The sequence below is a fragment of the Pseudomonas haemolytica genome, assembly GCF_009659625.1.
Classification (GTDB): Bacteria; Pseudomonadota; Gammaproteobacteria; order Pseudomonadales; family Pseudomonadaceae; genus Aquipseudomonas; species Aquipseudomonas haemolytica.
In genome coordinates this window covers 315,516-341,848 of record NZ_VOIW01000006.1, presented here as the reverse complement: position 1 = coordinate 341,848, position 26,333 = coordinate 315,516, and the positions used below count along the sequence as shown (strand labels likewise).

General features: G+C 61.8%; 19 protein-coding genes. 12 read left to right on the top strand and 7 right to left on the bottom strand.

The window, feature by feature from the left end; genetic code table 11:
- Positions 1-28: 28 nt before the first annotated feature.
- Positions 29-1,348, top strand: coding sequence for an Nramp family divalent metal transporter (locus FRT59_RS20690; protein ID WP_034120115.1), 1,320 nt, complete (start codon positions 29-31; stop codon positions 1,346-1,348).
- Positions 1,349-1,375: 27 nt separating this feature from the next.
- Here FRT59_RS20690 and FRT59_RS20685 read toward each other — a convergent pair whose 3' ends face one another.
- The 3 genes from FRT59_RS20685 to FRT59_RS20675 all read right to left on the bottom strand — a co-directional run bounded on the left by FRT59_RS20685 (position 1,376) and on the right by FRT59_RS20675 (position 3,183).
- On the bottom strand, positions 1,376-1,753 hold the full coding sequence (locus tag FRT59_RS20685; protein WP_153872232.1) for a type II toxin-antitoxin system VapC family toxin: 378 nt from the start codon (positions 1,751-1,753) through the stop codon (positions 1,376-1,378).
- A complete protein-coding gene (locus FRT59_RS20680; protein WP_233094217.1) occupies positions 1,750-2,109 on the bottom strand; it encodes a type II toxin-antitoxin system Phd/YefM family antitoxin in 360 nt (119 codons plus the stop codon). The genes FRT59_RS20685 and FRT59_RS20680 overlap by 4 nt, the downstream gene beginning before the upstream one ends.
- Positions 2,110-2,250: 141 nt before the next feature.
- A complete protein-coding gene (locus FRT59_RS20675; RefSeq protein WP_153872231.1) occupies positions 2,251-3,183 on the bottom strand; it encodes a LysR family transcriptional regulator in 933 nt (310 codons plus the stop codon).
- Positions 3,184-3,300: 117 nt separating this feature from the next.
- Between FRT59_RS20675 and FRT59_RS20670 the strand changes: the two genes are divergently transcribed.
- From FRT59_RS20670 to FRT59_RS20660, 3 genes are all read left to right on the top strand, one after another.
- Positions 3,301-3,789, top strand: a complete 489-nt coding sequence (locus tag FRT59_RS20670; RefSeq protein ID WP_034120110.1) for a DMT family transporter — start codon at positions 3,301-3,303, stop codon at positions 3,787-3,789.
- 4 nt (positions 3,790-3,793) lie between these two features.
- Positions 3,794-4,249, top strand: a complete 456-nt coding sequence (locus tag FRT59_RS20665; protein ID WP_034120109.1) for a DMT family transporter — start codon at positions 3,794-3,796, stop codon at positions 4,247-4,249.
- An 89-nt stretch (positions 4,250-4,338) separates the two neighbouring features.
- On the top strand, positions 4,339-4,509 hold the full coding sequence (locus FRT59_RS20660; RefSeq protein ID WP_153872230.1) for a metallothionein: 171 nt from the start codon (positions 4,339-4,341) through the stop codon (positions 4,507-4,509).
- 77 nt (positions 4,510-4,586) lie between these two features.
- Here the strand turns inward: FRT59_RS20660 and FRT59_RS20655 are convergent, their stop codons facing one another.
- Positions 4,587-5,618: a purine-nucleoside phosphorylase gene (locus FRT59_RS20655; protein WP_153872229.1), complete on the bottom strand. Its 1,032-nt coding sequence runs from the start codon at positions 5,616-5,618 to the stop codon at positions 4,587-4,589.
- Positions 5,619-5,632: 14 nt separating this feature from the next.
- Positions 5,633-6,583, bottom strand: a complete 951-nt coding sequence (locus FRT59_RS20650) for a nucleoside-specific channel-forming protein Tsx (RefSeq protein WP_034120106.1) — start codon at positions 6,581-6,583, stop codon at positions 5,633-5,635.
- Positions 6,584-6,794: 211 nt separating this feature from the next.
- Between FRT59_RS20650 and FRT59_RS20645 the strand changes: the two genes are divergently transcribed.
- Complete coding sequence (locus FRT59_RS20645) at positions 6,795-7,595, top strand: aminoglycoside phosphotransferase family protein (RefSeq protein WP_153872228.1); 801 nt, start codon at positions 6,795-6,797, stop codon at positions 7,593-7,595.
- Here FRT59_RS20645 and FRT59_RS20640 read toward each other — a convergent pair.
- Complete coding sequence (locus tag FRT59_RS20640) at positions 7,592-8,518, bottom strand: AraC family transcriptional regulator (protein WP_153872227.1); 927 nt, start codon at positions 8,516-8,518, stop codon at positions 7,592-7,594. The two genes, FRT59_RS20645 and FRT59_RS20640, sit on opposite strands and share 4 nt — an antisense overlap.
- 210 nt (positions 8,519-8,728) lie before the next feature.
- Between FRT59_RS20640 and FRT59_RS20635 the strand changes: the two genes are divergently transcribed.
- The 6 genes from FRT59_RS20635 (at position 8,729) to FRT59_RS20610 (ending at position 14,914) form a co-directional block, all read left to right on the top strand.
- Complete coding sequence (locus tag FRT59_RS20635) at positions 8,729-10,039, top strand: ABC transporter substrate-binding protein (protein ID WP_153872226.1); 1,311 nt, start codon at positions 8,729-8,731, stop codon at positions 10,037-10,039.
- Positions 10,040-10,057: 18 nt separating this feature from the next.
- Positions 10,058-10,831 (top strand): L-iditol 2-dehydrogenase, encoded by a 774-nt coding sequence (locus FRT59_RS20630; RefSeq protein WP_153872225.1) that lies wholly within the window; start codon positions 10,058-10,060, stop codon positions 10,829-10,831.
- 196 nt (positions 10,832-11,027) lie between these two features.
- Positions 11,028-11,675 carry a nicotinamidase gene (locus FRT59_RS20625; protein WP_153872224.1) on the top strand — a complete coding sequence of 216 codons (648 nt, stop codon included), beginning with the start codon at positions 11,028-11,030 and terminating at the stop codon, positions 11,673-11,675.
- Between the two features lie 74 nt (positions 11,676-11,749).
- On the top strand, positions 11,750-12,325 hold the full coding sequence (locus FRT59_RS20620; RefSeq protein ID WP_153838366.1) for a DUF2239 family protein: 576 nt from the start codon (positions 11,750-11,752) through the stop codon (positions 12,323-12,325).
- Between the two features lie 19 nt (positions 12,326-12,344).
- Entirely contained in the window at positions 12,345-13,700 is a 1,356-nt protein-coding gene (locus FRT59_RS20615) for an MATE family efflux transporter (RefSeq protein ID WP_034120097.1), read from the top strand.
- Positions 13,701-13,741: 41 nt separating this feature from the next.
- Positions 13,742-14,914 (top strand): MFS transporter, encoded by a 1,173-nt coding sequence (locus FRT59_RS20610; protein WP_034120096.1) that lies wholly within the window; start codon positions 13,742-13,744, stop codon positions 14,912-14,914.
- On the opposite strand, the gene FRT59_RS20605 is transcribed toward FRT59_RS20610, so the two are convergent.
- Positions 14,896-15,105, bottom strand: a complete 210-nt coding sequence (locus FRT59_RS20605; RefSeq protein WP_153872223.1) for a hypothetical protein — start codon at positions 15,103-15,105, stop codon at positions 14,896-14,898. The two genes, FRT59_RS20610 and FRT59_RS20605, sit on opposite strands and share 19 nt — an antisense overlap.
- 230 nt (positions 15,106-15,335) lie before the next feature.
- Here FRT59_RS20605 and FRT59_RS20600 point away from each other — a divergent pair, with 230 nt between their 5' ends.
- The gene (locus FRT59_RS20600) at positions 15,336-26,333 is read left to right on the top strand and encodes a non-ribosomal peptide synthetase (RefSeq protein WP_153872222.1); all 10,998 of its coding nucleotides are present in this window, start codon (positions 15,336-15,338) and stop codon (positions 26,331-26,333) included.

Genomic DNA, 26,333 nt, shown 5'->3' with positions numbered 1-26,333 from the left:
AGTCTTGTGTATTTGCCTGGAATACTGCGTGAAATTCAGCCTGCCGAAAATCGCTACCGCCCCGTTCTGCCCACCGGAAGTGGCCGGCTCTGTCGCCGTTGACCCCAAGGCATCGTTTTTCAAACGAATGCTGATGTTTGCCGGGCCTGGCCTGCTGATCTCCATCGGCTACATGGACCCTGGCAACTGGGCAACCGCCATCGAAGCCGGGTCACGCTACGGCTATAGCCTGTTGTTTGTGGTGCTGCTCGCCAGCCTGGCGGGGATGGCGGTGCAATGCCTGTGCTCGCGGCTGGGCATCGCCACCGGTAAAGACCTGGCGCAACTGTGCCGCGAGCGTTACAGCAAGCGCTCCTCACGTACCCAGTGGGTATTGGCGGAAATCTCCATCATCGCCACCGACCTTGCCGAAGTGCTCGGCTGCGCCCTGGCGTTTCACCTGCTGCTTGGCGTGTCGCTGACCACCGGTATTGTCATTACCGCCTTCGATACGCTATTGATCCTGGCCCTGCAAAACCGCGGCTTTCGCCGCCTGGAAGCGATCATGCTGGCGCTGGTGGCGACCATCGGCGTGTGTTTTTTTATCGAACTGGTGCTGATCAAACCCTACTGGCCTGACGTGCTCAGCGGTTTCACCCCGTCATTGTCGGCCATCAGCGATGCTGCGCCGTTGTACCTGGCCATCGGTATCCTTGGCGCCACGGTCATGCCCCATAACCTCTACCTGCACACCTCCATCGTGCAGACGCGCCTGTTCGGCAAGGACCTGGCCAGCAAGCAGGACGCGGTCAAGTTGGCGCGTATCGACACCATCGGCTCCCTGGCCCTGGCCTTGCTGGTCAACGCGGCGATCCTGGTGCTGGCTGCGGCGGCGTTCTACAAGACTGGCCACACCGATGTGGTGGAAATCCAGGACGCGTACCATCTGCTCGACCCGCTGGTGGGTGGCGCCTTCGCCAGCATTCTGTTCGGTATCGCCTTGTTGGCGTCCGGGCAGAGTTCGACCTTTACCGGCACCATTGCCGGGCAAGTGATCATGGAGGGCTACCTGAACCTGCGCATACCTTGCTGGCAACGACGGCTGATCACCCGTGGGCTGGCGTTGATTCCGGCGTTCCTCGGCGTATGGCTGATGGGCGACGATGCCATCGGCAAGCTGCTGATTCTCAGCCAGGTGGTACTGAGCCTGCAGTTGCCCTTTGCGCTGTATCCGCTGATCCGCATGACCGGCGACAAGCAGTTGATGGGGCCGTTCGTTAACCGACTGCCCACGCGGCTGTTGGCATGGTTTCTGTTTGCGGTGATCAGTGGGGCGAATGCGTGGTTGATTGGGCAGTGGTTGTTTTGATTGGACATCGCGCTACTGGCGCATCACCTAAACTAACATCGCCAGGGATGTGTATTGGGCAACCTGCGGATCGGCTGTTAATAGCTTCATTGGTTCACTCAGCGCGGTTGCAATAATCAGCCGATCGAAAGGGTCCTTGTGATGATGCTCGAGATCCTTGACTGCAATGGCGTGCTCCAAGGTGATGGGGAGTTCGACGAAACCGCTTTCCAGGCAATACTCGCGGATTTCATCCAGGTCTACGGCGAGCTTTCCCACGCCAACGTTGATTGCCATTTCCCAGAATGTTGCCGCGCTGACGTAGACTTCTGCGGCGTTTTCAATCAGTTTGCGGGCTTTGCCGGACAGCTTGGGGTCATCGTTGAGTGCCCACAGCAGGATATGGGTATCCAGCAGCAGTCTCATGAAGGACTGCCCTCAAACGCATCCAACATATCGCTGGGTAGCGGTGCGTCGAAGTCTTCGGGGATGACCAGCTTGCCCTTCATTGCGCCAATTCGCCGGCCCTTGGATTTACCGATGGGGACAAGCTGTGCCATTGCACGGCCATGTTTGGCAATGGTGATGACTTTGCCGGCGGCGGCTTCATCGACCAGTTTGGACAGGTTGTTTTTTGCTTCACCCAGCGCGACGGTAATCATGTGGTCTTCCCCGTATTTTGGCCAAATATAGCCAAAACTACGAACGCTATCAAAGACGGCTCGACCACTGGTCAAGGCCGCTCGTTCGGCGCGTGATGGTTTGTAATACACGACATCCATGGCATCTCTCCAAAAAAAGAATTCGCCAAAGTCTGCCCCAACACATCGTGCCCAGAAATACTGGCCCGTAAAATCAGAACGGGCCTACTTTTCCTACGAGGAAATTTCCCTGCCGGTTTCGTTCAGAAGCGGCGATAGGGCTCACCGATCCCAATACGGCACCGCCCCGAAACACTCGACGAAATAATCGATCACCGTACGCACCTTCAGCGACAGCCTCCGGCTGCCGGGCCATAACGCCGCAATCTGCTGGGGCTCCAGGGTGGTGGCGACGTCGTATTCAGTCAGCACAGCCTGCAAGGTGCCGGCGCGCAAGCTTTCGCCAATCAACCAGGAAGGAAACACCACCAACCCCAGGCCCTGTTCGGCGGCGTGGGTCAGGGTATCGGCGTGGTTGCCGGTAATCGGGCCCTTGACGCTGTAGGGTGTCCAGTCGCCCTGGCCGTGCCTGAAGAACCAGCGCTGCTGGCCGGTGATGCCTTTGTAGGCCAGGCATTGGTGGTTGGCCAGTTCGTCAGGGTGGCGTGGTGTGCCATGGTGCGCCAGGTAGGCGGGGCTGGCGGCGATGCGAAAACGCTGGGGCGCGAAGATGCGTGCCTGCATGCCGGAATCATTGAGCACGCCGATGCGAAACAGCAGGTCGGTGCCATCTTGCAGCGGGTCGACGAAGGTGTCGGTCTGCTGGATATCCAGTTGCAACTTCGGGTAGCGCCGGCACAACTCCCCCAGCCACGGTGAAAGGTGGCGCTGGCCGAATACCATCGGCGCGTTGATGCGCACCAGCCCGCTGGGTTCGCTGTCCTGTTCCTGCAGGGCCTGGTTCGCTGTTTCCAACTGCTCCAGTACCAGGCGCGCGTGATGCCCGAGCAGGCGCCCGGCTTCGGTAGGGCTCACGGCGCGGGTATGGCGGTACAGCAATTGCTGGCCGAGGGCCTGTTCCATCAGTTGGATCTGCCGCGAAATGGAAGAGGGCGCCAGGCTTTCGCGGCGGGCCACCTCGGAAAAGCTGCCATGGTCTAGCACTGCCACAAACAGGCGCAGCGCTTTGAAACTCAATTCATTCAAGCCCTGCATCTTGTCTCCAGGCTGTGCGTATTGCGCAAAGGTGTTGTCTGCATACTCCCATTTATCGCATAGGACGGCCACCGGATAATGCGCGCCATGTTTCCTTTCTTGATGCGCAGGTGATGTATGCAGGCACGGACTATCGAGGGTGTGGCACAGGCCAGGCCGAACAAAAACCTTCTGCGGCTGCTGTTGTTGCCGTTGGTGATCCTGGCGGGCATGGGCCTGTCGGTGGAGGCCGGCCTGCTCGGGCCATTGGGTGTGCAGGTCGGGCATTTGTGGGCGACCTTGAGCATCTTCGGCGTCGGCACGGCAATCCTGTTTTTACTGCTGTTGTTCAGCGGCCCGCAGAAGGGCCCGGCATTCACCCAATTGCCACGCTGGCAGTTGATCGGCGGGTTCCTGGGGCCGATGTACGTAGTAGTGCTGACCCTGGCCACGCCGCACATCGGCATTGCCATGACGATGATCGCGATCCTGTCGGGCCAGGTGGGCAAGAGCGTATTGATCGACCACTTCGGTTGGTTCGGTACGGCGCGCAAGCGCGTCAATGGCGAGCGCTGGATTGCGCTGGCGTTGATTGTGGCGGCACTGGTTCTGATTGCACGAGGGTAAGGCGATGAATCTGATTATGTTATTGGTGGTGGTGATTGCAGCAGGCGCGGTGTTGAGTGTGCAGGCCGCGATCAACGGGCGTCTGGGCCAGACAGTAGGCGTGTTGCGCAGCAGTCTGCTGACCTTTGCGGTCGGCGCGCTCACCACCGCGCTGCTGATATTTTTCTTCGAACCGGCCCAGGCCGTCAGCCTGCTGGATGTGCCGAAGTGGCAACTGACCGGTGCCCTGTTCGGCGTGGTGTACATGCTGGTGATGGTCGGCGCGGTGCCTGTGGTTGGCACGGCAGTCGCCACGGTGGCAGTGATTGTCGGGCAGTTGGGCATGGGTATGCTGATCGACAACTTCGGCTGGCTGGGCAACCCGGCGATCGAATTGTCAGGTAGCCGCATCGTGGCAATGCTCTGCCTGGCCTTGGCGCTGGTGTTCATGTATCGCAGCAATACACGCGCGGCCGACTGATGGCGCTGAACCTTGGTGTCGTGCACGGAGTCACTGCTTAAGGTGTGGCGTTCGCCGCACCGGGACGACCATGAAAAAGGAGTCTGACCATGCCAGATAAAACCTGTGCTTGCCCACACTGCAAATGTGTACTGGGCACCGACGCGATAATGAAGGACGGTAAAGGTTATTGCTGTCAGGGCTGTGCCGAGCACCACGCCCACGGTGAACCTTGCGCTTCGGCGACGGACTGTGAATGCACCAAGTCCGCTCACGGTTGACATGATCGACCTGCAGGCCCGGGTAATCCGGTGCCTGCAGGATAAGTAAAAACAGTTCGCTTGGCGGCGGCCAGTCTTCACTCGACCTCGGGTACGCCTTTTTCCCACGCCGACCAGTTCTTCACAATCGCCTGGACCAACGGATTGCCCGTGCGATACAGGTTTTCCAACGCCGGCACGAACCCGCCCTGGTCCGCATACTTGAGCAGATTGTCTACTTCACTGTAGCCAGGATAAGGCCGGTCAAAGTCTGAGCCCGCGCGCACCACGGCCAGGCGCTGGATATCCACCAAGCCTTCGCGGCTGGCACGCAGCAGCGCTTCATAGGTGGAATTGTCTTCTTGCTGAGTGGTGCAGTATTCGCCTTTATTGTCGGTGAGCAATTTGGTCCAGACTTCGGCGCGTTCGCTCAGGCGAGTGCCGGAAAACCAGGTGTTGCCCGCCAGGGTATCGCAACGCGTGACTTGCGGCGGCTGATTGGCCGGGGCGGCGGGGTAGTGTTTGCGCCAGGCGGTAGACTCCTTGCTTTCCGTCAGCTCCACCGTGTGCGACAAGGCAAATGCCTTGGCTTGCAGCTTGGGGTTGAGCTCAAACACTTCGGTCTTGTAGTCCAGCGGTGGTTTTTCGTTGGGGCCCTTGGTATTGATACCGGTATAGCCGGTCGGCCAATCCTTGGGTGCATCCCGTGAATCCAGCTCCCACTGGGTGCCGAACTCCACCAGGTAATGGGCCCAGGCCGCGGTACCGATGGTGCCGTGCTTGGGGCTGATGCCCGCAATCCCGGCGATCAGGAAGTAGCTCTGGCGCAGGTCGAACTTGGGTGACAGGGCTAACGCCAGTGTTGACGCGGCAGCGTTGGTCTGGCCCATGCCGGTCACCAGCAGGCACACGTCCTGGGTGTTGCAGCGAATCACCGGGTACTCGGCAGACAAGCCTGGCACACGCACTTCTTGCTTGAGCTCCAGGCGGTCGATCCAGGTTTGCGCCTCGGGGGCGAACATGGTGATCAGCATCACCTTGGGTTTGATCGGCGCCGGGTTATCCGCCAGCACCAAATGGGGCAGCAGGGCCAGGCCGACGGCCAGCGACATACGGGTCAGTGCTTTCATCTACAGCTCCTTGATCAGAATTGGTATCCCACGCCGGCGTAGTAGCCCCAGCCGTCGGAGCGGGCGCGGAAGTTGCCTTCGCCGAAATTCAACTCGCTGCCGTCCTCCCAGTTGCCGCCGTTATGAAAATAACGACCGACCAGGGTAAAGCGCAGGTGGGTGAACGAGTACAGCAACACATTGGTGGCCACCAGGGAATTGGCGGTGCGCGCCGGGTTGTCCTTGTGCAGGTCTGAACCGAAATCGTAGTTGGTGAAACCGATGTAGGTCAGCGAGGCACCGTTGTCGAACTTGCCGATGGGTACGATGTACTTCATCTGCGCACGGTAGCCATCCCAGGAATATTCATTGCTGGCGCCGTAGTTTTCCCACTGGTAGCGCCCGTAGAAGTTGGCCGACAGGTTGACCCGCGAGTGGGTATCGATATCGGTGCCCAGGCCGCTGTACAGAGTGTTGGCGCGGTTTTCCTTGCGGCTGCCGTGGTCGTAGATCCAGTCAAAGGCCACATACCATTCCTTGAATGGGCCAATCGCCAGGCTGCGGCCTGCCAGGTAGTCGATGGAGATCCGCGGTTCATGCTCCATGAACACCGGCGAGCCATGGTCCCACACGCCCTTGTCATTGCTGTTACCGATGGTGAGGATCTTCGGTACGTCGATATAGCCGTACAACTCAAAGGGCCCTTTGCGCCCGAAGTACTCGTACTCCAGGTAGACGTCATCCTGGGGCTTGGGGCCGAAGCTGATGTCTTTGCTGCCGATCAGCGTCAGGTCCTGATTGAACCATTCCGACAGATAGACGCCTTTTTTCGCCGGGGGATTGGCCTCAGGGCTGAGGGTTTCGCCCTGTGCTGAGTCATCCACGGGCTTTTCCTGCGCCAAAATGGGTGCACTGAGTACTCCCGTAACGGCGGCCAGTAGCAAGGAAACACCAAAGCAAGCGCGGGGCCTTGAGGTAGGGTGCATTGAAAATCCTTATTCGTACGCGGTTGAAGCCCGTTTTAACGGGTAGAAGTGAACTTGGTGGTCAAGTTCGTTCCGCAAACGTTTGCACAGGTTGTACCAACTTGTGTCAATGGCTTGAACTGTTTAGAAAAAAGGCGGATTAGTCGACGTTTTGGTCAGAAAACCAGCGTGTTACCTGTCATCCTTCTGCACCACCGATTGGAGGACCTCTATGTTCGATCACTACCTGCACGCCTGGAAACTGAGTGCCGATGGCGAGCCCATCGTCACGCCTGGCAGTCACCTCCTGCCGGTGCGCTGGCAAGGCGTGCCGGCGATGTTGAAAATTGCTCATACCCCTGAAGAAAAGCTCGGCGGCCGCCTGCTGAGCTGGTGGGCAGGTGACGGCGCGGCGCAGGTGTTTGCCCATGACCACACCGCCGTATTGATGGAGCGGGCCACCGGCCAGGGCTCGTTGATGCATATGGCCCTCAATGGCCAGGACGACGAAGCCAGCCGGATCGCCTGCGCCACCGTGGCCCGGCTGCATGAGCCCCGTGCGTCACCGCCCGAGGGCTTGCTTGGGCTGGACGAATGGTTCAAGTCCTTGTGGCGCGCCGCCGAGCGCGAGGGTGGGGTGCTACGCGACTGCGCGACAGTGGCCCGCACATTGTTGGCGGCACCGCAGGATGTGGTGGTGCTGCACGGTGATATCCATCACGACAATATCCTCGACTTTGGCCCCCGAGGCTGGCTGGCGATTGATCCAAAGCGGGTGATGGGTGAGCGCGGCTACGACTACGTCAACCTGATCTGCAATCCGGATTTACCCACCTGTAGCAACCCGCAGCGTTTCAGCCGCCAGGTCGAGGTCATCACCCAGGCGGCGGGCCTGTCGCGCACGCGCGTGCTGCAATGGGTGGTGGCCCACGCCGGGTTGTCCGCAGCCTGGTTTCTGGAAGACCAGGAGCGCGAGCGCGCCGAGATTGAGTTGCGGGTTGCGCACCTTGCGCAACAGGCACTGGCTCATTAGGCGAGCTTGGCGATGGGGCTGAATAAATGCATCGCGGTCTGCCGCCGGTATTCGCTCGGCGTCTGGTGCATTTCGATGCGAAAGTGGCGGTTGAAATTGGACAGGTTGGCGTAGCCCACCTCAAAGCAGATATCCGCCACTGACATCTCACTTTGCAGCAACAACCGGCAGGCACGTTGCACGCGGAACTTGCGCATCAGGTCGATAAAACCGTGGCCGGTGTTGCGCTTGAAGAAACGCGAGAAGCCCGGTTCGCTCATCTCCAATTGCCGGGCAATCTCCGACAGGCGCACATCGCCGGTCAGCTCCCGCATAAGGTAATCGAAAGCCCTGTTGATGCGTTCGGCACTGCGCGCGTCCAGGGTCGGTGCGTAGCACGGGCTGGCCAGGGCCTTGGCCTGTGGCGGCGGGGCGTTCTTCAGGGTATCGAGCAATTGCAGGAACAGGATCAGGCGTTGCAGGCCGTGGGCGCTGCCGATGGCTTCCATCAGCCTTGCTGCGTTTGCAGCGGTCTCCCCGGTAAATTCAACGCCACGTCGCGCCTGTTCAAACAGCGGCTGTAAATCGCCGAGTTCCGGCAGGGTGTTGCGCAGGGCGAGGAGGGCGGCGCCGTCGAATTGCAGTACCACATCGCGGCCGCTCAGGTATTCGCCGGGCGCCAGGTCGCCGATCCAGTCGTGGGGCAGGTCAGGTCCGATCAGGGCGACATGGCCGGCGCTGAAGGCACCGATATAGTCGCCTGCCACCAGCTTGCCGCTGCCTTGGCGGATCAGGTGGATTTCGAATTCGGGGTGATGGTTCCAGCGCGCCAGTTCATAGGGGTAGTCATGTTCAAACCACCGGAAGCAGTGGTCCGGTTCGGGCAGGATCACTTCAAGTTCCGCAGGGCGGTGCTCGAACAGGGTAGCGCGGCTGACGGGCATGGTGCTGCCTCTTGTAGGTGTGCGATGGCCTCAAAATACGCGCACTGGCAATCAGTGCGCTACTCCCGGTTTCACCTGGCACTGGTACTTTTTTGATCCTGGGCGTGAGGTTAAAAAAGTATCAGCCGCGCATTCGCCAGGCGTTTGTGAGGGCCTGGCCAAGCTGCTGTAATCGCTGCTCAACAACAAAAACAACAGGTGGAAACCGCCATGTTCAAGCTCCCGCAAGCACTGTTCCTGCTGACCGGCCTGGCCCTGGCCATACCCAGCTACGCCGCTGACACTGTCACCATCGCCACGGTCAACAACAGTGACATGATCCGCATGCAACGCCTGTCCAAGGTGTTCGAAGCGCAGCATCCGGATATCAAGCTCAAATGGGTCGTACTGGAAGAAAACGTGTTGCGCCAGCGCCTTACTACTGACATCGCCACCCAGGGCGGGCAGTTCGACGTGCTCACCATCGGCACCTACGAAACCCCGTTGTGGGGTGCCAAGCACTGGCTGGAACCATTGACCCAACTGCCGGCCGACTACGACATCGAGGACATCTTCCCCTCGGTGCGCCAGGGCCTGTCGGTCAACAACACGTTGTATGCCTTGCCGTTCTACGGCGAAAGTACCGTCACCTACTACCGCACCGACCTGTTCAAGCAAGCCGGCCTGAGCATGCCGTCACACCCCACCTGGACTGAACTGGGTGAGTTCGCTGCCAAGCTTACCGCCAAGGACAAAGACCAGTACGGCCTGTGCCTGCGTGGCAAGGCCGGTTGGGGCGAGAACATCGCCCTGCTGAGCACCATGGCCAACGCGTTCGGCGCCCGCTGGTTCGACGAGCAATGGCAGCCCGAACTGACCAGCCCCGAATGGACCGCGGCCGCCAATTTCTACGTCAACACCCTCAAGCAATATGGCCCGCCGGGCGCTTCCAGCAATGGCTTCAACGAGACCCTGGCGCTGTTCAACAGCGGCAAGTGTGCGATCTGGGTGGATGCCAGTGTTGCCGGCTCCTTCACCACCGATAAAAGCCAGAGCAAAGTCGCCGACAGCGTAGGTTTCGCCGCAGCGCCCACCGAAGTCACCGACAAGGGTTCTTCCTGGCTCTACGCCTGGTCCCTGGCGATCCCGGCCACCTCCAGGCACAAGGATGCCGCCAAGGCTTTCATCAGTTGGGCGACGTCCAAGGACTACATCAAACTGGTCGCCGAGAAAGAAGGCGTCACCAACGTACCGCCGGGCACGCGCCAGTCCACCTATAACGCGGCGTACTTGCAGGCCGCGCCGTTTGCCCAGGTGACTCTGGAGATGATGAAACACGCCGACCCCGCGCACCCTTCGGCCAAACCGGTGCCGTACGTGGGTATCCAGTACGTGACCATCCCCGAGTTCCAGGCCATCGGCACCTCTGTCGGCAAGCTGTTCTCAGCGGCACTCACCGGCGGTATGTCGGTTGACCAGGCATTGCAGCAGGCGCAGTCCAGCACCGAGCGCGAGATGAAGCGCGCCGGCTACCCGAAATAACGTTTACAGGACGCCCACATGAAACGACTCGAAGGTAAAAGCGCGCTGATCACTGGATCGGCGCGGGGTATTGGCCGTGCGTTTGCCCAGGCCTACATCGCTGAAGGCGCCACCGTTGCCATTGCCGACATCAACCTGCAACGGGCACAGGCCACCGCCACCGACCTGGGGCCCCAGGCCTACGCCGTGGCGATGGACGTCACCGACCAAGCCTCCATCGACGCCGCAATCGCCGCAGTGGTGGCCCATGCCGGCAAGCTGGATATCCTGATCAACAACGCCGCGCTGTTTGACCTGGCGCCCATCGTCGACATCACCCGCGACAGCTTTGAGCGGCTGTTCTCGATCAACGTCGCCGGCACTCTGTTCACTCTCCAGGCCGCAGCCCGGCAGATGATCAGCCAGGGCCATGGCGGCAAGATCATCAATATGGCCAGCCAGGCCGGACGGCGGGGCGAGCCGTTGGTGGCGGTCTACTGCGCGACCAAGGCGGCGGTGATCAGCCTGACGCAATCCGCGGGGCTGAACCTGATCAAGCAGGGCATCAACGTCAACGCAATCGCCCCGGGGGTAGTGGACGGCGAGCACTGGGATGGGGTGGACGCGCTGTTTGCCAAGCATGAAGGTTTGGCGCCTGGGGAGAAGAAAAAGCGGGTAGGGGATGGGGTGCCGTTCGGGCGGATGGGGACTGCTGAAGACCTGACCGGCATGGCGATCTTCCTGGCGTCGAAGGAAGCCGATTACGTAGTCGCCCAGACTTATAACGTGGATGGCGGCAACTGGATGAACTAAAGTCATCTACCGTTCAAAAATGTGGGAGGGGGCTTGCTCCCGATAGCGGCGTGTCAGTCACTGAATATGTGGCTGAAACACTGCTATCGGGAGCAAGCCCCCTCCCACATTCGATCTTTATTGTTCATGACTTCGTGGCTGATCAGCAAAGCTTCGATTAAAAAAGTAGACCGCCCCAGGCCACCGGAGAGTCATCATGACCCTTGAGAAAACCGCCATCGCTTCATTCGATGTCGACGCCCAGAAGAGCTTCACACCGCTATGCCCCAACGAGTTGCCGGTGGCCGGTGGCGACCGTATTGGCGCCGAGCTCAACTTCATGGCCAGCCTTGCCGGCCATCGCATCGGCAGCAAGGACGCCCACACCCCGCATGCACCCTGGGTGGTCGCGCAGCACAGCGAGATGCTGCAACCCACCGGGCTGCCCCACGCCGATGTCACGTGGGTCAGCCACTGCGTGCCAGGTACCGAGGGTTTCACCTTGCTCGACGAGCTGCCCACGCCCTATGACTACGACTACTTCATCTGGAAAGGCGTCGAGCCCGACCTGCACCCCTACGGCGCCTGCTACCACGACCTGCACGACAAACTGTCCACCGGCGTCATCGAGTACCTCAAGGCCCAGGGCGTGGGCCGTGTGATTGTCGGTGGGCTGGCCCTGGATTACTGCGTCAAGACCACCGCATTGCAACTGCTCGAGGCCGGCCTGCAAGTGGTCCTGCATCTGCCGGCGTGCCGCAGCATCAGCGAGGAGGGCGGTGTACAGGCGGTGAATGAGATGCTCAAGGCGGGTGCTGTCATCAGCAACACTCGTGAAGAACTGGCCGTGTTGGTCGCACGTTAATCCAGGGCCTTGCAATCCGCAAATTACTGACTAATATAACCCGGGTAAAACAAATAAAACCCGGGTAATAAATCATGCCTACGCAAAATCCTCCCTTGTGCAGCGCTTTCGCAGGTCATCAGCGCATTGCTGCCGGTACTTATCCCGAAGTCGCCACGGCCCTTGCCGATCAAGCGTTGCCCGCCGGTAGCTTGCTGGTTTTCGATGATGCCACCGGCATGCAGGTCGACTACCCTTGGCCGGCGGGCTATACGCCGCAGTCACCCGCACAGGCCGACATCGACGACGAGCCGCCCGCTACGCCCTCGGTGGGTCGCCCGAAGTTGGGCGTGGTCGCCCGTGAAGTCACCTTGTTGCCGCGCCATTGGGAATGGCTCGCCCAGCAGCGCGGCGGTGCTTCGGCTGCTTTGCGTCGCCTGGTGGATGAGGCGCGCACAGCCCACGCCAGCGCTGATCAGGTGCGCCAGGCCAAGGAAGCCAGCTATCGTTTCATGAGCGCCATCGGCGGCGACCTGCCGGGGTTCGAAGACGCTTCGCGCGCGCTGTTTGCCCAGGATCGGGCCGACTTTTCCAACAAAATCGCGCACTGGCCGCCGGACCTGCAGGCGTACCTGGCCTGGTTGTCGCGCAATGCCTTCCCAGCTCAATAACCCAGGGACCCGCACCTTCATGGAAGTTACCCAGCAACGGCCGCTTTGGCAGATCTACCTGATCTTTCTGGCACCCATGGTGCTGTCCAATTTTCTGCAAAGCTTTTCCGGCACCCTCAACGGCATCTATGTCGGGCAAATGCTCGGCACCCAGGCGCTGGCGGCGGTGTCGGGGATGTTCCCCATCGTGTTTTTCTTTATCGCCCTGGTGATCGGCCTGGGGGCGGGCGCCTCGGTGTTGATCGGTCAGGCGTGGGGCGCCCAGGAGACTGGATTGGTCAAGGTGATCACCGGTGCCACTCTGACCCTGGGAGCGCTGGTGGGCCTGATTGCCGCCGTGCTCGGCAGCCTGTTCGCACGCCCGGCGTTGCAGGCACTGGGCACGCCGGTGGATGTGCTCGACGATGCGGTGGGTTACGCGCAGATGATGATGTTGATCATGCCGCTGTTGCTGGTGTTCATCCTCTATACCCAACTGCTGCGCGGGGTCAGCGACACGATTTCGCCGTTGTTGGCGTTGATGGTCTCGACCCTGGTGGGCTTGTTGCTGACCCCGGCGCTGATTCGCGGCTGGATCGGCCTGCCGCCTATGGGCATCCAGAGTGCGGTGTACGCGGGGTTAGTGGGTAACGCCTTGGCGATGCTGTTCCTGATCTTGCGCCTGCGGCATAAAAACCATGTGATGGCGCCGGACCGCGAGCTGCTCGCGGCCTTGCGCCTGGATCGCGTCATCCTCGGCAAAGTCCTGCGCATCGGCTTGCCGACAGGCTTGCAAATGGTGGTGTTGTCGCTGTCGGAATTGGTCATCCTGGCGCTGGTCAACGGCCATGGCTCCCAAGCCACGGCGGCCTATGGCGCGGTGACGCAGATCGTCAACTATGTGCAGTTTCCGGCGCTGTCGATTGCCATCACCGCGTCGATTCTCGGTGCCCAGGCGATTGGCGCCGGGCGCCTGGAGCGCATCGGACCGATCTTGCGTACCGGTTTGGTGATCAACCTGTGCCTGACCGGCGGCCTGATCGTGCTCGGTTATGGGCTGTCGCACTGGCTGCTGGGCCTGTTCATCACCGACGACGGCGCACGGGTCAGGGCCGAACACCTGTTGCACATCATGCTCTGGAGCATCCTGGTGTTCGGGTTCCAGGCGGTGATCGGCGGCATCATGCGCGCCAGTGGCGTGGTGCTGATGCCAGTGGCGATCTCGATCTTCTGCGTGCTCTGCGTGGAGCTGCCGATGGCGTATCTGTTCAACGCCCACTTCGGGTTGGAAGGGGTGTGGATGGCGTTCCCGGTGACGTACCTGGCGATGCTGGTGTTGCAGACCGCTTATTACCGATTGGTGTGGCGGCATAAGCAGATCAAGCGGTTGGTGTGATAAAAGATTGCGCAATTTAAGGACCAGAAGGCGTTCAAGTCATGGCAAACCCCTACGCCGAGTTGTTCCAGGTTCCTGGCGCTCGGGCTTTTGTACTGGCCGGCATGCTGGCGCGCATGCCGATATCGATGACCGGCATCGGCCTGATCACCATGCTCTCCCAGGTTCATGGCGGCTATGGGCTGGCCGGCTCGGTGGCGGCGGTGTTTGCCTTGGCCACGGCATTCTGTGCGCCGCAGGTGTCACGTTGGGTTGACCGTTACAGCCAGGGCAAGGTGCTGCCGATTGCCGCGCTGATCGGCGGCGGGGCGCTTTTGATGTTGCTGCTGTGCACGCGCTTGCAGGCCCCGAACTGGACGCTGTTCCTGTTCGCCGCGCTGGCCGGTTGCATGCCCAATATGTCGGCCATGGTGCGGGCGCGCTGGACCGAGCTGTATCGCGGCCAGCCCAAGCTGCAAACCGCGTTTGCCCTGGAGTCGGTGCTGGATGAGGTGTGCTTCATCGTCGGCCCGCCGATTTCCGTGGGCTTGAGCGTGGTGCTGTTTCCTGAGGCCGGGCCCCTGGTCGCGGCAGTGTTGTTGGCCGTGGGTGTCACCACCTTTGTAATGCAACGGCAAACCGAGCCACCCGTTCACGCCCACCAAGGCGCCCATGGCCGTTGGCTGATCGCTTCACCGTCGGTACTGATCCTGATGATCCTGCTGCTGGCCATGGGTGTGATCGTCGGCGTGGTGGATGTGGTCAGTGTGGCGTTCGCCCAGCAGCAGGGCCAGCCAGCGGCGGCGAGTATCGTGCTGTCGGTGTATGCCATCGGTTCGTGCCTGGCCGGGTTGGCCTTCGGTGCCCTCAAGCTGAAGGCGCCGTTGCCGCGCCAGTTCCTGTGCTGCGGCGTAGCCACGGCGTTGACCACCTTGCCCTTGTTGCTGGTGAGCAATATTCCGGGCCTGGCCGCTGCGATTTTCATCTCCGGCCTGTTTTTCGCGCCCACGTTGATCGTGTCCATGGCCATGGTCGAGCAGATCGTCCCACCCAGCCGCTTAACCGAAGGCATGACCTGGCTGATCACCGGCCTGAGCATCGGCGTGGCCATGGGTGCCGCCAGCTCCGGTTGGATGATCGACCACTTCGGCGCCGCCAGCGGGTTCTGGGTGGCGTTGGCGGCGGGGGCGGTGGTGTTGGGCTCGGCGGTGTTGGGTTACCGGCGGTTGGGCTGACGGGCTTCGTTGCGTTCCCGTTTAAGAACGTCATTCACGGCTTCTCGAAAGGCCGCCTCCAACGCTTGTTCGGTTTGCCCTTCATAACTCACCAGTGCGCTGATGTACAAAAGCCTGCCAAACAGGCAATTGTCCTCAGCGCTGTATTCAATTGAGCCGGTATAGCCTTGGTATTGCAGTTGGCGATTCACTCTCGGATTTTCCTCGCGTCACCGGCTGGGTAATCTGACGTCGGCAGCCTAGATCGCACGCATCGCTGAAAATATCGGCAGCGTACTGGTTTTTCGTAGGACGCTTCCCGGCAGCCCGCATTTCTCGCGGACAACAGCCCCCCATCCCCCGCTAATTTTTCCTCTTCCGGTTCGTTTTATAGGGACGACGTGCCTTTGTGCTTCCCGCCTATTGCCCCGGATTCGAAGAAATGAACGCTGAAGACTCCTTGAAACTTGCTCGCCGGTTTATCGGGCTGCCCCTGGAAAAACGCCAACTGTTCCTGCAAGCGTTGCAGAAAGAAGGCGTGGATTTTTCCCGGTTTCCGATTCCGGCAGGGGTGGAGGCGGAGGATCGCCAAGCGCTGTCCTACGCACAGCAGCGCATGTGGTTTCTCTGGCAACTGGACCCGGCCAGCGGCGCCTACAATTTGCCCGGTGCGGTGCGCTTGACCGGCGTGCTGAGCCTGCCAGCGATGCAGCAAGCGTTTGCCAGCCTGGTGGCGCGTCACGAAACCCTGCGCACCGTGTTCCAGCGACAGGCCGATGAACGTCTGGCGCAGGTGCCGATAGAGCCGTCGCTGACGGTCGAGCACCTGGACTTCAGTGCCTTGCCCGCCGCCGAGCGCGAACAGGCTGTCAACGACGCCGCCACTCACCAATCCCTGTTGCCCTTCGACCTGGAGCACGGCCCGCTGCTGCGTGTGCAACTGCTCAAGCTCGCCGATCAGGAGCACGTGTTGCTGCTGACCCTGCACCACATCGTCTCCGACGGTTGGTCGATGAACGTGCTGATCGACGAGTTCATCCGTTGCTACGACGCCCATGAACGCAACGAAGCGCCGCAACTGCTGGCGCTGCCGATCCAGTACAGCGACTACGCCCTGTGGCAGCGGCGCTGGCTGGAAGCAGGCGAGCAGGCGCGCCAATTGGAATACTGGCAGGCGCGCCTTGGTGATGAGCATCCGGTACTGGAACTGCCAACCGACCACCCGCGCCCGGCGATGCCCAGCTACCAGGGCACGCGGCATAACTTCGCGATTGATCCGGCGCTGGCTGCGCAACTGCGCAGTTGCGCGCAAAAACACAACGTCACCCTGTTCATGCTGCTGCTCGGCGCCTTCAATGTGCTGCTGCACCGCTACAGCGGGCAGGGCGATATCCGCGTCGGGGTGCCAATTGCCAATCGCAACCGTACCGAAGTCGAAGGGCTGATCGGTTTTTTCGTCAACACCCAGGTACTGCGCACCGAACTGACCGGGCAAACCCGCATTGCCGAGTTGCTGCAAGGCATCAAGGAGCACGCCCTTGGCGCCCAGGCTCACCAGGAGTTGCCCTTCGAGCGCCTGGTAGAAGCGTTGAAACTCGAGCGCAGCCTGAGCCACACGCCGCTGTTCCAAGTGATGTACAACCACCAGCCGGTGGTCGCCGACATCGCGTCGGTGAGCACTGCATCCGGCCTGGAATTGGCCCTGGTGGAATGGCAAGGCCGCACCACCCAGTTCGACCTGACCCTGGATACCTATGAAAAATCCGGCACCCTGCATGCCGCGTTGACCTACGCCAATGACCTGTTCGACGCGCCCACCATTGCGCGCATGGCCCAACACTGGATCAGCCTGTTGCAGGCAATGGTGGTGGATGGCGAACAGCGTGTCGGCGAGCTGCCGATGCTCGATGCCAGCGAGCAGCAACGGCTGGTTCACACGTGGAACCAGACCGCCGAGTCGTACCCGACCGAACGCGCCATTCATCACCTGATCGAAGACCAGGCACAGCGCACCCCGAATGCACCGGCACTGGTGTTCGGTACGACCACCTTGACCTACGCCCAGCTCGATGCGCGTGCCAACCAACTGGCCCATGCCTTGGGCGAGCAGGGTGTAGGCCCCGACGTGCTGGTGGGGATCTGTGTCGAGCGCTCCATCGAGATGGTCATCGGCCTGCTGGCGATTCTCAAGGCCGGTGGCGCCTATGTGCCCCTCGACCCTGAGTACCCCCAGGAACGCCTGGCCTACATGATCGAAGACAGCGGCATTCAACTGCTGCTCAGCCAGCAGAGCCTGCTGGCCTCGCTGCCCGCCGTCGGTATCCAGGTGATTGCCCTGGACCAGCCCGCGCTGTGGCTTGACGGTTACAGCAGCGAAGCGCCCGCTGTGGCTGTCCATGGCCTGAACCTGGCCTATGTGATCTACACCTCTGGCTCCACCGGCAAGCCCAAAGGCGCCGGCAACAGCCATCGCGCGCTGGTCAACCGCTTGAGCTGGATGCAGCAGGCCTATGGCTTGGATACCAGTGATGCGGTGTTGCAGAAAACCCCGTTCAGCTTCGACGTGTCAGTGTGGGAGTTCTTCTGGCCGCTGATGACCGGCGCGCGCCTGGTGGTTGCCGCGCCTGGCGAACACCGTGAACCGGCGCGCCTGATCGAAACCATCGGCCAGCACGCTATCACCACCTTGCACTTCGTGCCGTCGATGCTGCACGCGTTCATCCATGAGCCGGGCGTGCAGGCGTGCACGAGCCTCAAGCGTATCGTGTGCAGCGGCGAAGCCTTGCCCCTGGATGCGCAACTGCACGTGTTCGCCAAGTTGCCGGATGCAGCGCTGTACAACCTCTATGGCCCGACCGAAGCGGCCATCGACGTCACCCACTGGACCTGCGTCGATGAAGGCGCCGACAGCGTGCCCATTGGCCGCCCGATCGCCAACCTCGGCACCTATGTGCTGGACGCGCAACTCAATCCGGTGCCGGCCGGCGTTTGCGGCGAGCTGTACCTGGGCGGCATCGGCCTGGCGCGCAGTTACCACCGGCGCCCGGCGTTGACCGCCGAGCGCTTTGTACCCAGCCCGTTCGTGACCGGCGAGCGCCTGTATCGTACCGGTGACCGCGTGCGCCAACGTGCCGATGGGGTGATCGAATACCTTGGCCGCCTCGATCATCAGGTCAAGCTGCGCGGCTTGCGTATCGAGCTGGGCGAAATCGAAACGCGCCTGATGCAGCACGCGCAAGTGCGCGAAGCGGTAGTGCTGGTGCACGGCGGTAAGCAGTTGGTCGCGTACCTGGTGCTCGAAGGCGAGGAGCCGACCGACCTCAAGGCCTGGCTGCTCAGAAGCTTGCCGGAGTACATGGTGCCAACCCACTTCATTACGCTGGCCAAGTTGCCGGTGACCGCCAACGGCAAGCTCGACCGCAAGGCATTGCCAGTACCGGACGCGGCGCTGCAACAGGCATTTGTCGCGCCACAAAACGCCTTGCAAAAAGCCTTGGCAGCGATCTGGAGTGATGTACTCGGCGTTGAGCAAGTCGGCCAGGATGACAACTTCTTCGAACTGGGCGGCGACTCGATCATCTCCATCCAGGTGGTCAGCCGCGCCCGCCAGGCCGGTATTCGCCTGAGCCCACGCGACCTGTTCCAGTACCAGAGCGTCCGCAGCCTGGCGCTCGTGGCCAGCTTCGACCAGGTCAGCGTGATCGACCAAGACCCGGTCAGCGGCGAGGTGATCCTGACGCCCATACAGCAGAGCTTTTTCGCCGAGGCGATCCCGGCGCGTCATCACTGGAACCAGTCCTTGCTGCTGACCCCGCGTGAAGCGTTGGAGCCTGTACGGCTTGACGCGGCGTTGACGCAACTGATCCACCACCACGACGCCTTGCGCCTGCGTTTTGTGCAGCAGGCCGACGGCTGGCAGCAGAGCCATGCTGCACCGCTCAGCGAACCGCTGTTGTGGCAGTCCCACGCCAGCACCGACGCCGAATTGGCGGCGCTGTGTGATGAAACCCAGCGCAGCCTCGACCTGGAGCAAGGCCCGCTGCTACGTGCTGCGTTGGTAAACATGGCCGATGGCAGCCAACGTTTGCTGCTGGTAATCCACCACTTGGTCGTCGATGGCGTGTCCTGGCGCATTCTGCTTGAAGACCTGCAACAGGCTTACCGCGACCAGGCGCTGCCAGCGAAAACCAGTGCCTTCCAGCATTGGGCGCAACAGCTGCACAACCACGCGCAAACTCTCGATGCGCAACTGCCGTACTGGCAAGCGCAATCCATCGACGCCGAATTGCCCTGCGATCACCCCGAGGGCGGCCTGCAAAACCGTCTGGGTGCCAAGCTGGAAACGCGCCTGGACGCCGAGCAGACCCGTCGCCTCCTGCAAGACGCACCAGCGGCCTATCGCACCCAGGTCAATGACCTGCTGCTGACCGCCCTGGCGCGGGTGATCAGCCGCTGGAGCGCGCAGCCCGCCGCGTTGATCCAGCTGGAAGGCCACGGCCGTGAAGACCTGTTCGACGACATCGACCTGAGCCGCACCGTCGGCTGGTTCACCAGCCTGTTCCCAGTGCGTCTGCACGCCGAAGGCGAGCTGCCCGATGCGATCAAGTCGGTCAAGGAGCAACTGCGTGCGGTGCCCGACAAGGGCCTGGGCTACGGCCTGCTGCGTTACCTGGGCACGTCGCAGGCCCGCGAAAGCCTGTCGAACCTGGCTGCGCCACGCATCACCTTCAACTACCTGGGCCAGTTTGATCGCCAGTTCAATGAGTCGGCGTTGTTTGTGCCGGCCAGCGCAAGCAGCGGCCAGGCCCAGGACCCCGAGGCACCGCTGGCCAACTGGCTGACGGTGGAAGGGCAGGTGTATGGCGGCGAGCTGGCGCTGCAATGGGGGTTCAGTCGTGAGATGTTCGAGGCGTCGACTGTCCAGCGTCTGGCGGACGATTATCGGCAAGAGCTGCTGGCGCTGATTGCGCATTGCATCGATCCGCAGCAAGGTGCTTTCACTCCGGCCGATGTCGCCCTGGCTCGACTGACCCAGCAGCAATTGGACGACCTGGCGCTGCCGTCGCGCGAGGTGCAAGACCTGTACCCGCTGTCGCCGATGCAGCAGGGCATGCTGTTCCACAGCCTCTATCGGCAGGGCGAGGACGACGTCTACGTCAGCCAGTTGCGCGCCGATGTTCAGGGTGTGGATGTGGCGCGCTTCCAGGACGCCTGGGCGCAGGTGCTGGCGCGGCACGATATGTTGCGCACCGCATTTGTTTGGCAGGACGAGCAGGGCCAGGCCCTGCAGGTGGTGTATCGCCAGGTCAGTCTGCCGTTTACCGAATACGACTGGCGCGGGCGTGAAGACCTTACCGCTGCGTTGGAGGGCCTGGCCGTCGAGCACCATCGCCAAGGCTTCGAGCTGGCCCGCCCGCCGTTGCTGCGGGTGGCGCTGGTACGCAGCACCGATGATCGCTGGCACCTGATCTACACAAGCCATCACATCTTGATGGATGGCTGGAGTAACGCGCTGGTCCTCAACGAAGTGCTGCAAGTCTGCAAGGGGCAGGCTCTGCCGCCAGCTGGAGCGGCGTTCTCCCACCACATTGCCTGGCTGCAGCAACAGGATCCGGCGCTGGGCGAGGCGTTCTGGCGCCAACGCCTGGCGCAGTTGGACGAGCCGACGCACCTTGCGCACAGCGTGGCCAAGACCGCAGAGCTGAATGCCGTTGCATACGGTGAAGTTCGCTGCGAGCTGGACGAGGACCAGACTCGGCGCCTGGTCGCCTTCGCCCGCACTCATCAGGTGACCCTCAACACGCTGGTGCAATCGGCGTGGCTATTGTTGCTGCAGCGCTATACCGGCCAGGCCAGCGTGACCTGTGGGGTGACGGTGTCGGGGCGGCCGGCGCAGTTGGCGAGTGTCGAGCAGCAAGTCGGTCTGTTTATCAATACCTTGCCCCTGATTGCCGCGGCCAATCCGGCGCAGAGCGTCAGCGACTGGGTGCGCACGGTACAGGCGCTCAACCTGGAAATGCGCGAGCATGAGCACACGCCGCTGTTTGATATCCAGCGCTGGGCCGGCTCGGCCGGTGAGGCGCTGTTCGATACCCTGGTGGTGTTCGAAAATTTCCCGGTGGCCAAGAGCCTGGAACAGTCGGACGACATCGGCCTACGCTTCAGTAACGTCAGTCATCAGGAGCGTACCAACTACCCGCTGACCCTTACCGCACATGGCGGCCAGCGCCTGAGCCTGCACCTGGAATACCTGTGCGCGGAGTTTGCCACTGACGCCGTGCAACACATCGCGGCGTACCTGCAAGGTCTGTTGCAGCAGTTTGTTGCCGCCCCGCAGCAAGCTCTCGGCGCGATCCCGCTGCTGCTTGCCCATGAACACCTGCGCGTGCTCCACGACTGGAACCCGCCTCACGCTGCTCAACCGGCCCAGGCCAGCGTGCTGCAGCGCTTCGAGCAACAGGCAGCGCTGCACCCGAATAACATCGCGCTGATCCTCGATCAACAGCGCATGAGCTATGCCGAACTCAACGTGCGTAGCAACCGTTTAGCCCATCGTCTGATCGAGCTGGGCGTCGCCGCCGATAGCCTGGTGGGTGTGGCGGTGGACCGTTCCCTGGAGATGATTGTCGGCCTGCTGGCAGTGCTCAAGGCCGGCGGCGCCTATGTGCCGCTGGATCCCAAATATCCGGCCGAGCGCCTGCAGTGCATGATCGAAGACAGCGGCTTGCAACTGCTGCTGACCCAGCAGCCGCTGCTTGAACGGTTACCGATCACTGACAACCTGACCCTGGTGTGCCTGGAGCAGGCGTCCGGCTGGCTCGCCGACTACAGCGCGCAAAACCCATTGCCACGGGCTCAGCCCACCCACCTGGCCTACGTGATGTTCACCTCCGGTTCCACCGGCCGACCCAAAGGTGTGGGCATCGACCAGGCTTCACTGGCACGGCATGTGGAAGTGTTCTGTGAGTTGTTTGCGTTGCAATCCCATGACCGCGTGCTGCAATTTGGCACCTTCAATTTCGACGGTTTCGTCGAGCAACTGTACCCGGCCTTGTGCAGCGGCGCAGCCGTAGTGGTGCGCGGCGGCGACCTGTGGGACAGCGACACCTTCTACCAGCAACTGCTCGACCACGACATTTCCGTGGTCGACCTGACCACCGCCTACTGGCTGCAACTGGTGCGCGATTTTGCCGAGCGGGGGCCACGCGATTACGGACGCCTTCGCCAACTGCACATCGGTGGCGAAGCCATGCCGCCGGAAGGGCTGAACGCGTGGCGCGAGGCGGGTTTGCAGCATGTGCGCCTGCTCAACACCTATGGCCCGACCGAGGCGACTGTGACCGCCACCGCGCTGGATTGCGCAGCCTACGTGGACGGTCGCGAAGCCTTGCCGTCAATGATGCCTATCGGGCGCGTGCTGGATGGGCGCGCCATCTATCTGCTGGATGCCAACCTCAACCCGGTGCCGGTAGGTGTCGCAGGCGAGCTGGTGATCGGTGGGCCGCTGCTGGCACGAGGCTACTTCAACCGCCCTGATCTGACGGCGGATCGTTTTATTCCCGACCCATTCTGCGCCGGGGGGGCGGGCCGCCTGTACCGCACCGGCGACCTGGCACGTTACCGCGCCGACGGCATGATCGAGTACGTGGGGCGTATAGACCACCAGGTGAAAGTGCGTGGTTTCCGGATTGAATTGGGCGAAATCGAAGCGCGGCTGCTGGCCCAGTCCAGTGTGCGCGAAGCCTTGGTGATCGCCGCGGATAACCAGTTGGTGGGCTATGTCGTGGCCAGCCAGGCGCTGTCCGAATCAGCCCAGGGCGCCTTGTGTGAACAGCTCAAGGCCACCCTGCGCGAGGAACTGCCGGACTACATGGTGCCCGCGCACCTGGTATTACTTGACCGGCTACCGCTGAGCCCCAACGGCAAGCTGGACCGCGCCGCACTGCCCAAGCCCGATGCCAGCCAGTCCCTGGCCAATTGGATTGCGCCGGTGAGCGCCGTGGAACAACAAGTCGCGGCTATCTGGGCGCAGGTGCTCGGTGCCGAGCGGGTTGGGCTAAGTGATCACTTCTTCGAGATGGGTGGGCATTCGTTGCTGGCGACGCAGGTTGTGTCCCGCGTACGCCATGGCCTGGGTATCGAGGTGGCGCTCAAGACGTTGTTCGAACAGCCAGTGTTGAGGGAATTCGTGGCGGCCCTGGGCCGCGTGAACGACTCAGCACCCCAGATGACGGCGGTAGCGCGTGACCAACCGTTGCTGTTGTCCTATGCCCAGGAACGCCAATGGTTCCTCTGGCAACTGGACCCCACCAGCGCGGCCTATCACGTACCCAGCACCCTGCGCCTCACAGGTCAGCTGGACAAGGTCGCCTTGCAGCGCGCTTTCGACACGCTGGTGGCGCGCCATGAAAGCCTGCGCACTCATCTGCACCAGGAAACCGCACGCACCGTACAAGTCATCAACCCGCAGGCACGCGTTCAGTTAGCTTCGATGGACGCCGACCAGGCAGGGTTGAAGGCGATGGTCGAAGCGCTGATCACCCAGCCATTCGACCTGCGGCAGGGCCCATTGATGCGCGTCAGCCTGTTGCGGCTGGCTGAAGACGAACATGTGCTGGTGCTGGTGCAGCACCACATCATCTCTGACGGTTGGTCGATGCAAGTCATGGTCGACGAACTGGTGCAACTCTACGCCGCCTACAGCCAGGGCCAGGACCTGCACTTACCGGCGCTGCCCATCCAGTATGCCGACTATGCCGTATGGCAACGCAACTGGATGGAAGCAGGGGAGAAGACTCGTCAACTCGATTACTGGCGTGCCCTGCTCGGCGGTGAGCAACCGGTGCTGGAGTTGCCGTTCGATCACCAGCGTCCCGCCGTACCGACCCATCGTGGGGCACGCTTGAATATCGAACTGCCGACACCATTGATCGATAGTCTCAAGCACCTGGCCCAGCGTGAAGGCGTGACGCTGTTCATGCTGTTGCTGGCGTCCTATCAGGTGTTGCTGCATCGCTATAGCGGCCAGCGGGACATCCGCGTTGGCGTGCCGATCGCCAACCGCAACCGTGTCGAGACCGAACGCCTGCTCGGCTTTTTCGTCAACACCCAAGTGCTCAAGGCCGATATCGACGGGCACACCACCGTTCATCAGTTGCTGGCACAGGTCAAGCAGCGCGCACTGGAGGCCCAGGCCCACCAGGACCTGCCGTTCGAGCAACTGGTGGAAGCCTTGCAGCCTGAACGCAGCCTCAGCCTGAGCCCATTGTTCCAGGTGGCGTTCAACCACCATATCAGCCTGTCCGGTCGCCATTTGCAGCGCTTGGCACAGTTGGACATGAGCCCGGTGAGCTGGGATGAAGCGGTCGCGCAATTCGACCTGACCCTGGATATCGAGGAGGCCGAGGACCGCTTGGCCGCTTCCCTGAGCTACGCCACCGACCTGTTTGAAGCCTCCACTATTGAACGCATGGCGCGTCACTGGCTGAACCTGTTGCAGGCCATGGTTGCCGACCAGCAGCAGATGATTGGCCAGTTGAAGTTGCTCGACGCTGCCGAGCAGCAGCACATCCTGCAAGTGTGGGATTGCAGCGGCGCAGGCTTCCCGGCCCAGCGCCTGGTGCACGAGTTGGTGGGCGACCGCGCCCTGCAAACCCCGGACGCGGTGGCGGTGAAGTTCGACGCGCAAACCCTGAGCTACGGCGAACTGGATCGCCAGGCCAACCGGCTGGCCCATGCTCTGATTGCCCGTGGCGTCGGCCCGGAGGTACGCGTAGCGATCGCCATGCCGCGCAGCGCCGAAATCATGGTGGCCTTTCTCGCGGTGATGAAAGCGGGTGGTGTGTATGTGCCGCTGGATATCGAGTACCCGCGTGATCGCCTGCTGTACATGATGGAGGACAGTCGCGCGCAGTTGCTGTTGACCCATACCCGTGCGTTGCAGCAACTGCCGATCCCTGAGGGCCTGGGCGCCCTGGCAATCGATCGCAGCGAAGACTGGGCCGATTACAGCGATACCGCGCCCGACGTCTCGTTGGACGGTGACAACCTCGCCTACGTGATTTACACCTCGGGCTCCACCGGTATGCCCAAAGGCGTGGCGGTGTCTCACGGGCCTCTGGTTGCGCATATCATCGCCACCGGCGAACGCTATGAAACCAGCCCGGCCGATTGCGAGCTGCACTTCATGTCCTTTGCCTTCGATGGTTCCCACGAAGGCTGGATGCACCCGCTGATCAATGGCGCCAGTGTGTTGATCCGTGATGACAGCCTGTGGCTGCCGGAGTACACCTACCAGCAGATGCACCGTCATAACGTGACCATGGCAGTGTTCCCACCGGTTTATCTGCAGCAGCTGGCCGAACATGCCGAGCGTGACGGTAACCCACCGGCGGTCAGGGTTTACTGCTTCGGTGGTGATGCGGTGGCCCAAGCCAGCTACGACTTGGCATGGCGCGCGCTCAAGCCCACCTATCTGTTCAACGGCTACGGCCCGACGGAAACCGTGGTCACACCGTTGTTGTGGAAAGCACGCAAAGGCGACCCATGCGGCGCTGTCTACGCACCGATTGGCACCTTGCTGGGCAACCGCAGCGGCTATGTGCTCGATTCACAGCTCAACCTGCAACCCATCGGCGTGGCCGGTGAGTTGTACCTGGGGGGCGAGGGCGTAGCGCGGGGTTATCTGGAGCGTCCGGCACTCACCGCCGAACGTTTCGTGCCGGACCCGTTCGGCAAACCTGGCAGCCGTGTCTATCGCAGTGGCGACCTGACCCGTGGCCGCCCTGATGGTGTGGTGGATTACCTCGGCCGTGTCGACCACCAAGTGAAAATCCGTGGCTTTCGCATTGAATTGGGCGAAATCGAAGCGCGCCTGCGTGAACAGAATAGCGTCGGTGAAACCGTTGTCGTCGCCCAGGACGGCCCGACCGGCAAGCAACTGGTGGCGTATGTCGTGCCGGCAGAGGCGATGCCCGACGAAGCCGTATTCCGCGACACCCTGCGCCGCGCCTTGAAAACTCGCCTGCCCGATTACATGGTGCCGGCGTACTTCATGTTCCTGGCGCAGATGCCGCTCACGCCCAACGGCAAGCTTGACCGCCGAGGCCTGCCCGAGCCGGATCCGAGCCAGCTGCAGCAACACTACGTAGCGCCACAAACCGAGCTGGAGCAACAGGTCGCCGCGATCTGGGCCGACGTGCTGCGCCTGCCGCAGGTGGGCTTGAACGACAACTTCTTTGAAATCGGCGGCCATTCACTGCTGGCCATCCAGATCACTTCCCGCGTCCAGTCCGAACTGGGCCTGGAAGTGCCGTTGGTGGAAGTGTTCCAGACCGATTCGTTGCGCGCCTATGTGCAGGCCGCTGCCACCTTCCGCGCCGGTACCGCGGAAGACTTTGATGATCTTCGTGACTTTCTGAGCGAACTAGAGGCGATTTGA

Coding starts and splice junctions, on each gene's coding strand:
- FRT59_RS20685 (WP_153872232.1), bottom strand. CDS start 1,753: ATGAGACTGCTGCTGGATACCCATATCCTGCTGTGGGCACTCAACGAT.
- FRT59_RS20680 (WP_233094217.1), bottom strand. CDS start 2,109: ATGGATGTCGTGTATTACAAACCATCACGCGCCGAACGAGCGGCCTTG.
- FRT59_RS20675 (WP_153872231.1), bottom strand. CDS start 3,183: ATGCAGGGCTTGAATGAATTGAGTTTCAAAGCGCTGCGCCTGTTTGTG.
- FRT59_RS20670 (WP_034120110.1), top strand. CDS start 3,301: ATGCAGGCACGGACTATCGAGGGTGTGGCACAGGCCAGGCCGAACAAA.
- FRT59_RS20665 (WP_034120109.1), top strand. CDS start 3,794: ATGAATCTGATTATGTTATTGGTGGTGGTGATTGCAGCAGGCGCGGTG.
- FRT59_RS20660 (WP_153872230.1), top strand. CDS start 4,339: ATGCCAGATAAAACCTGTGCTTGCCCACACTGCAAATGTGTACTGGGC.
- FRT59_RS20655 (WP_153872229.1), bottom strand. CDS start 5,618: ATGAAAGCACTGACCCGTATGTCGCTGGCCGTCGGCCTGGCCCTGCTG.
- FRT59_RS20650 (WP_034120106.1), bottom strand. CDS start 6,583: ATGCACCCTACCTCAAGGCCCCGCGCTTGCTTTGGTGTTTCCTTGCTA.
- FRT59_RS20645 (WP_153872228.1), top strand. CDS start 6,795: ATGTTCGATCACTACCTGCACGCCTGGAAACTGAGTGCCGATGGCGAG.
- FRT59_RS20640 (WP_153872227.1), bottom strand. CDS start 8,518: ATGCCCGTCAGCCGCGCTACCCTGTTCGAGCACCGCCCTGCGGAACTT.
- FRT59_RS20635 (WP_153872226.1), top strand. CDS start 8,729: ATGTTCAAGCTCCCGCAAGCACTGTTCCTGCTGACCGGCCTGGCCCTG.
- FRT59_RS20630 (WP_153872225.1), top strand. CDS start 10,058: ATGAAACGACTCGAAGGTAAAAGCGCGCTGATCACTGGATCGGCGCGG.
- FRT59_RS20625 (WP_153872224.1), top strand. CDS start 11,028: ATGACCCTTGAGAAAACCGCCATCGCTTCATTCGATGTCGACGCCCAG.
- FRT59_RS20620 (WP_153838366.1), top strand. CDS start 11,750: ATGCCTACGCAAAATCCTCCCTTGTGCAGCGCTTTCGCAGGTCATCAG.
- FRT59_RS20615 (WP_034120097.1), top strand. CDS start 12,345: ATGGAAGTTACCCAGCAACGGCCGCTTTGGCAGATCTACCTGATCTTT.
- FRT59_RS20610 (WP_034120096.1), top strand. CDS start 13,742: ATGGCAAACCCCTACGCCGAGTTGTTCCAGGTTCCTGGCGCTCGGGCT.
- FRT59_RS20600 (WP_153872222.1), top strand. CDS start 15,336: ATGAACGCTGAAGACTCCTTGAAACTTGCTCGCCGGTTTATCGGGCTG.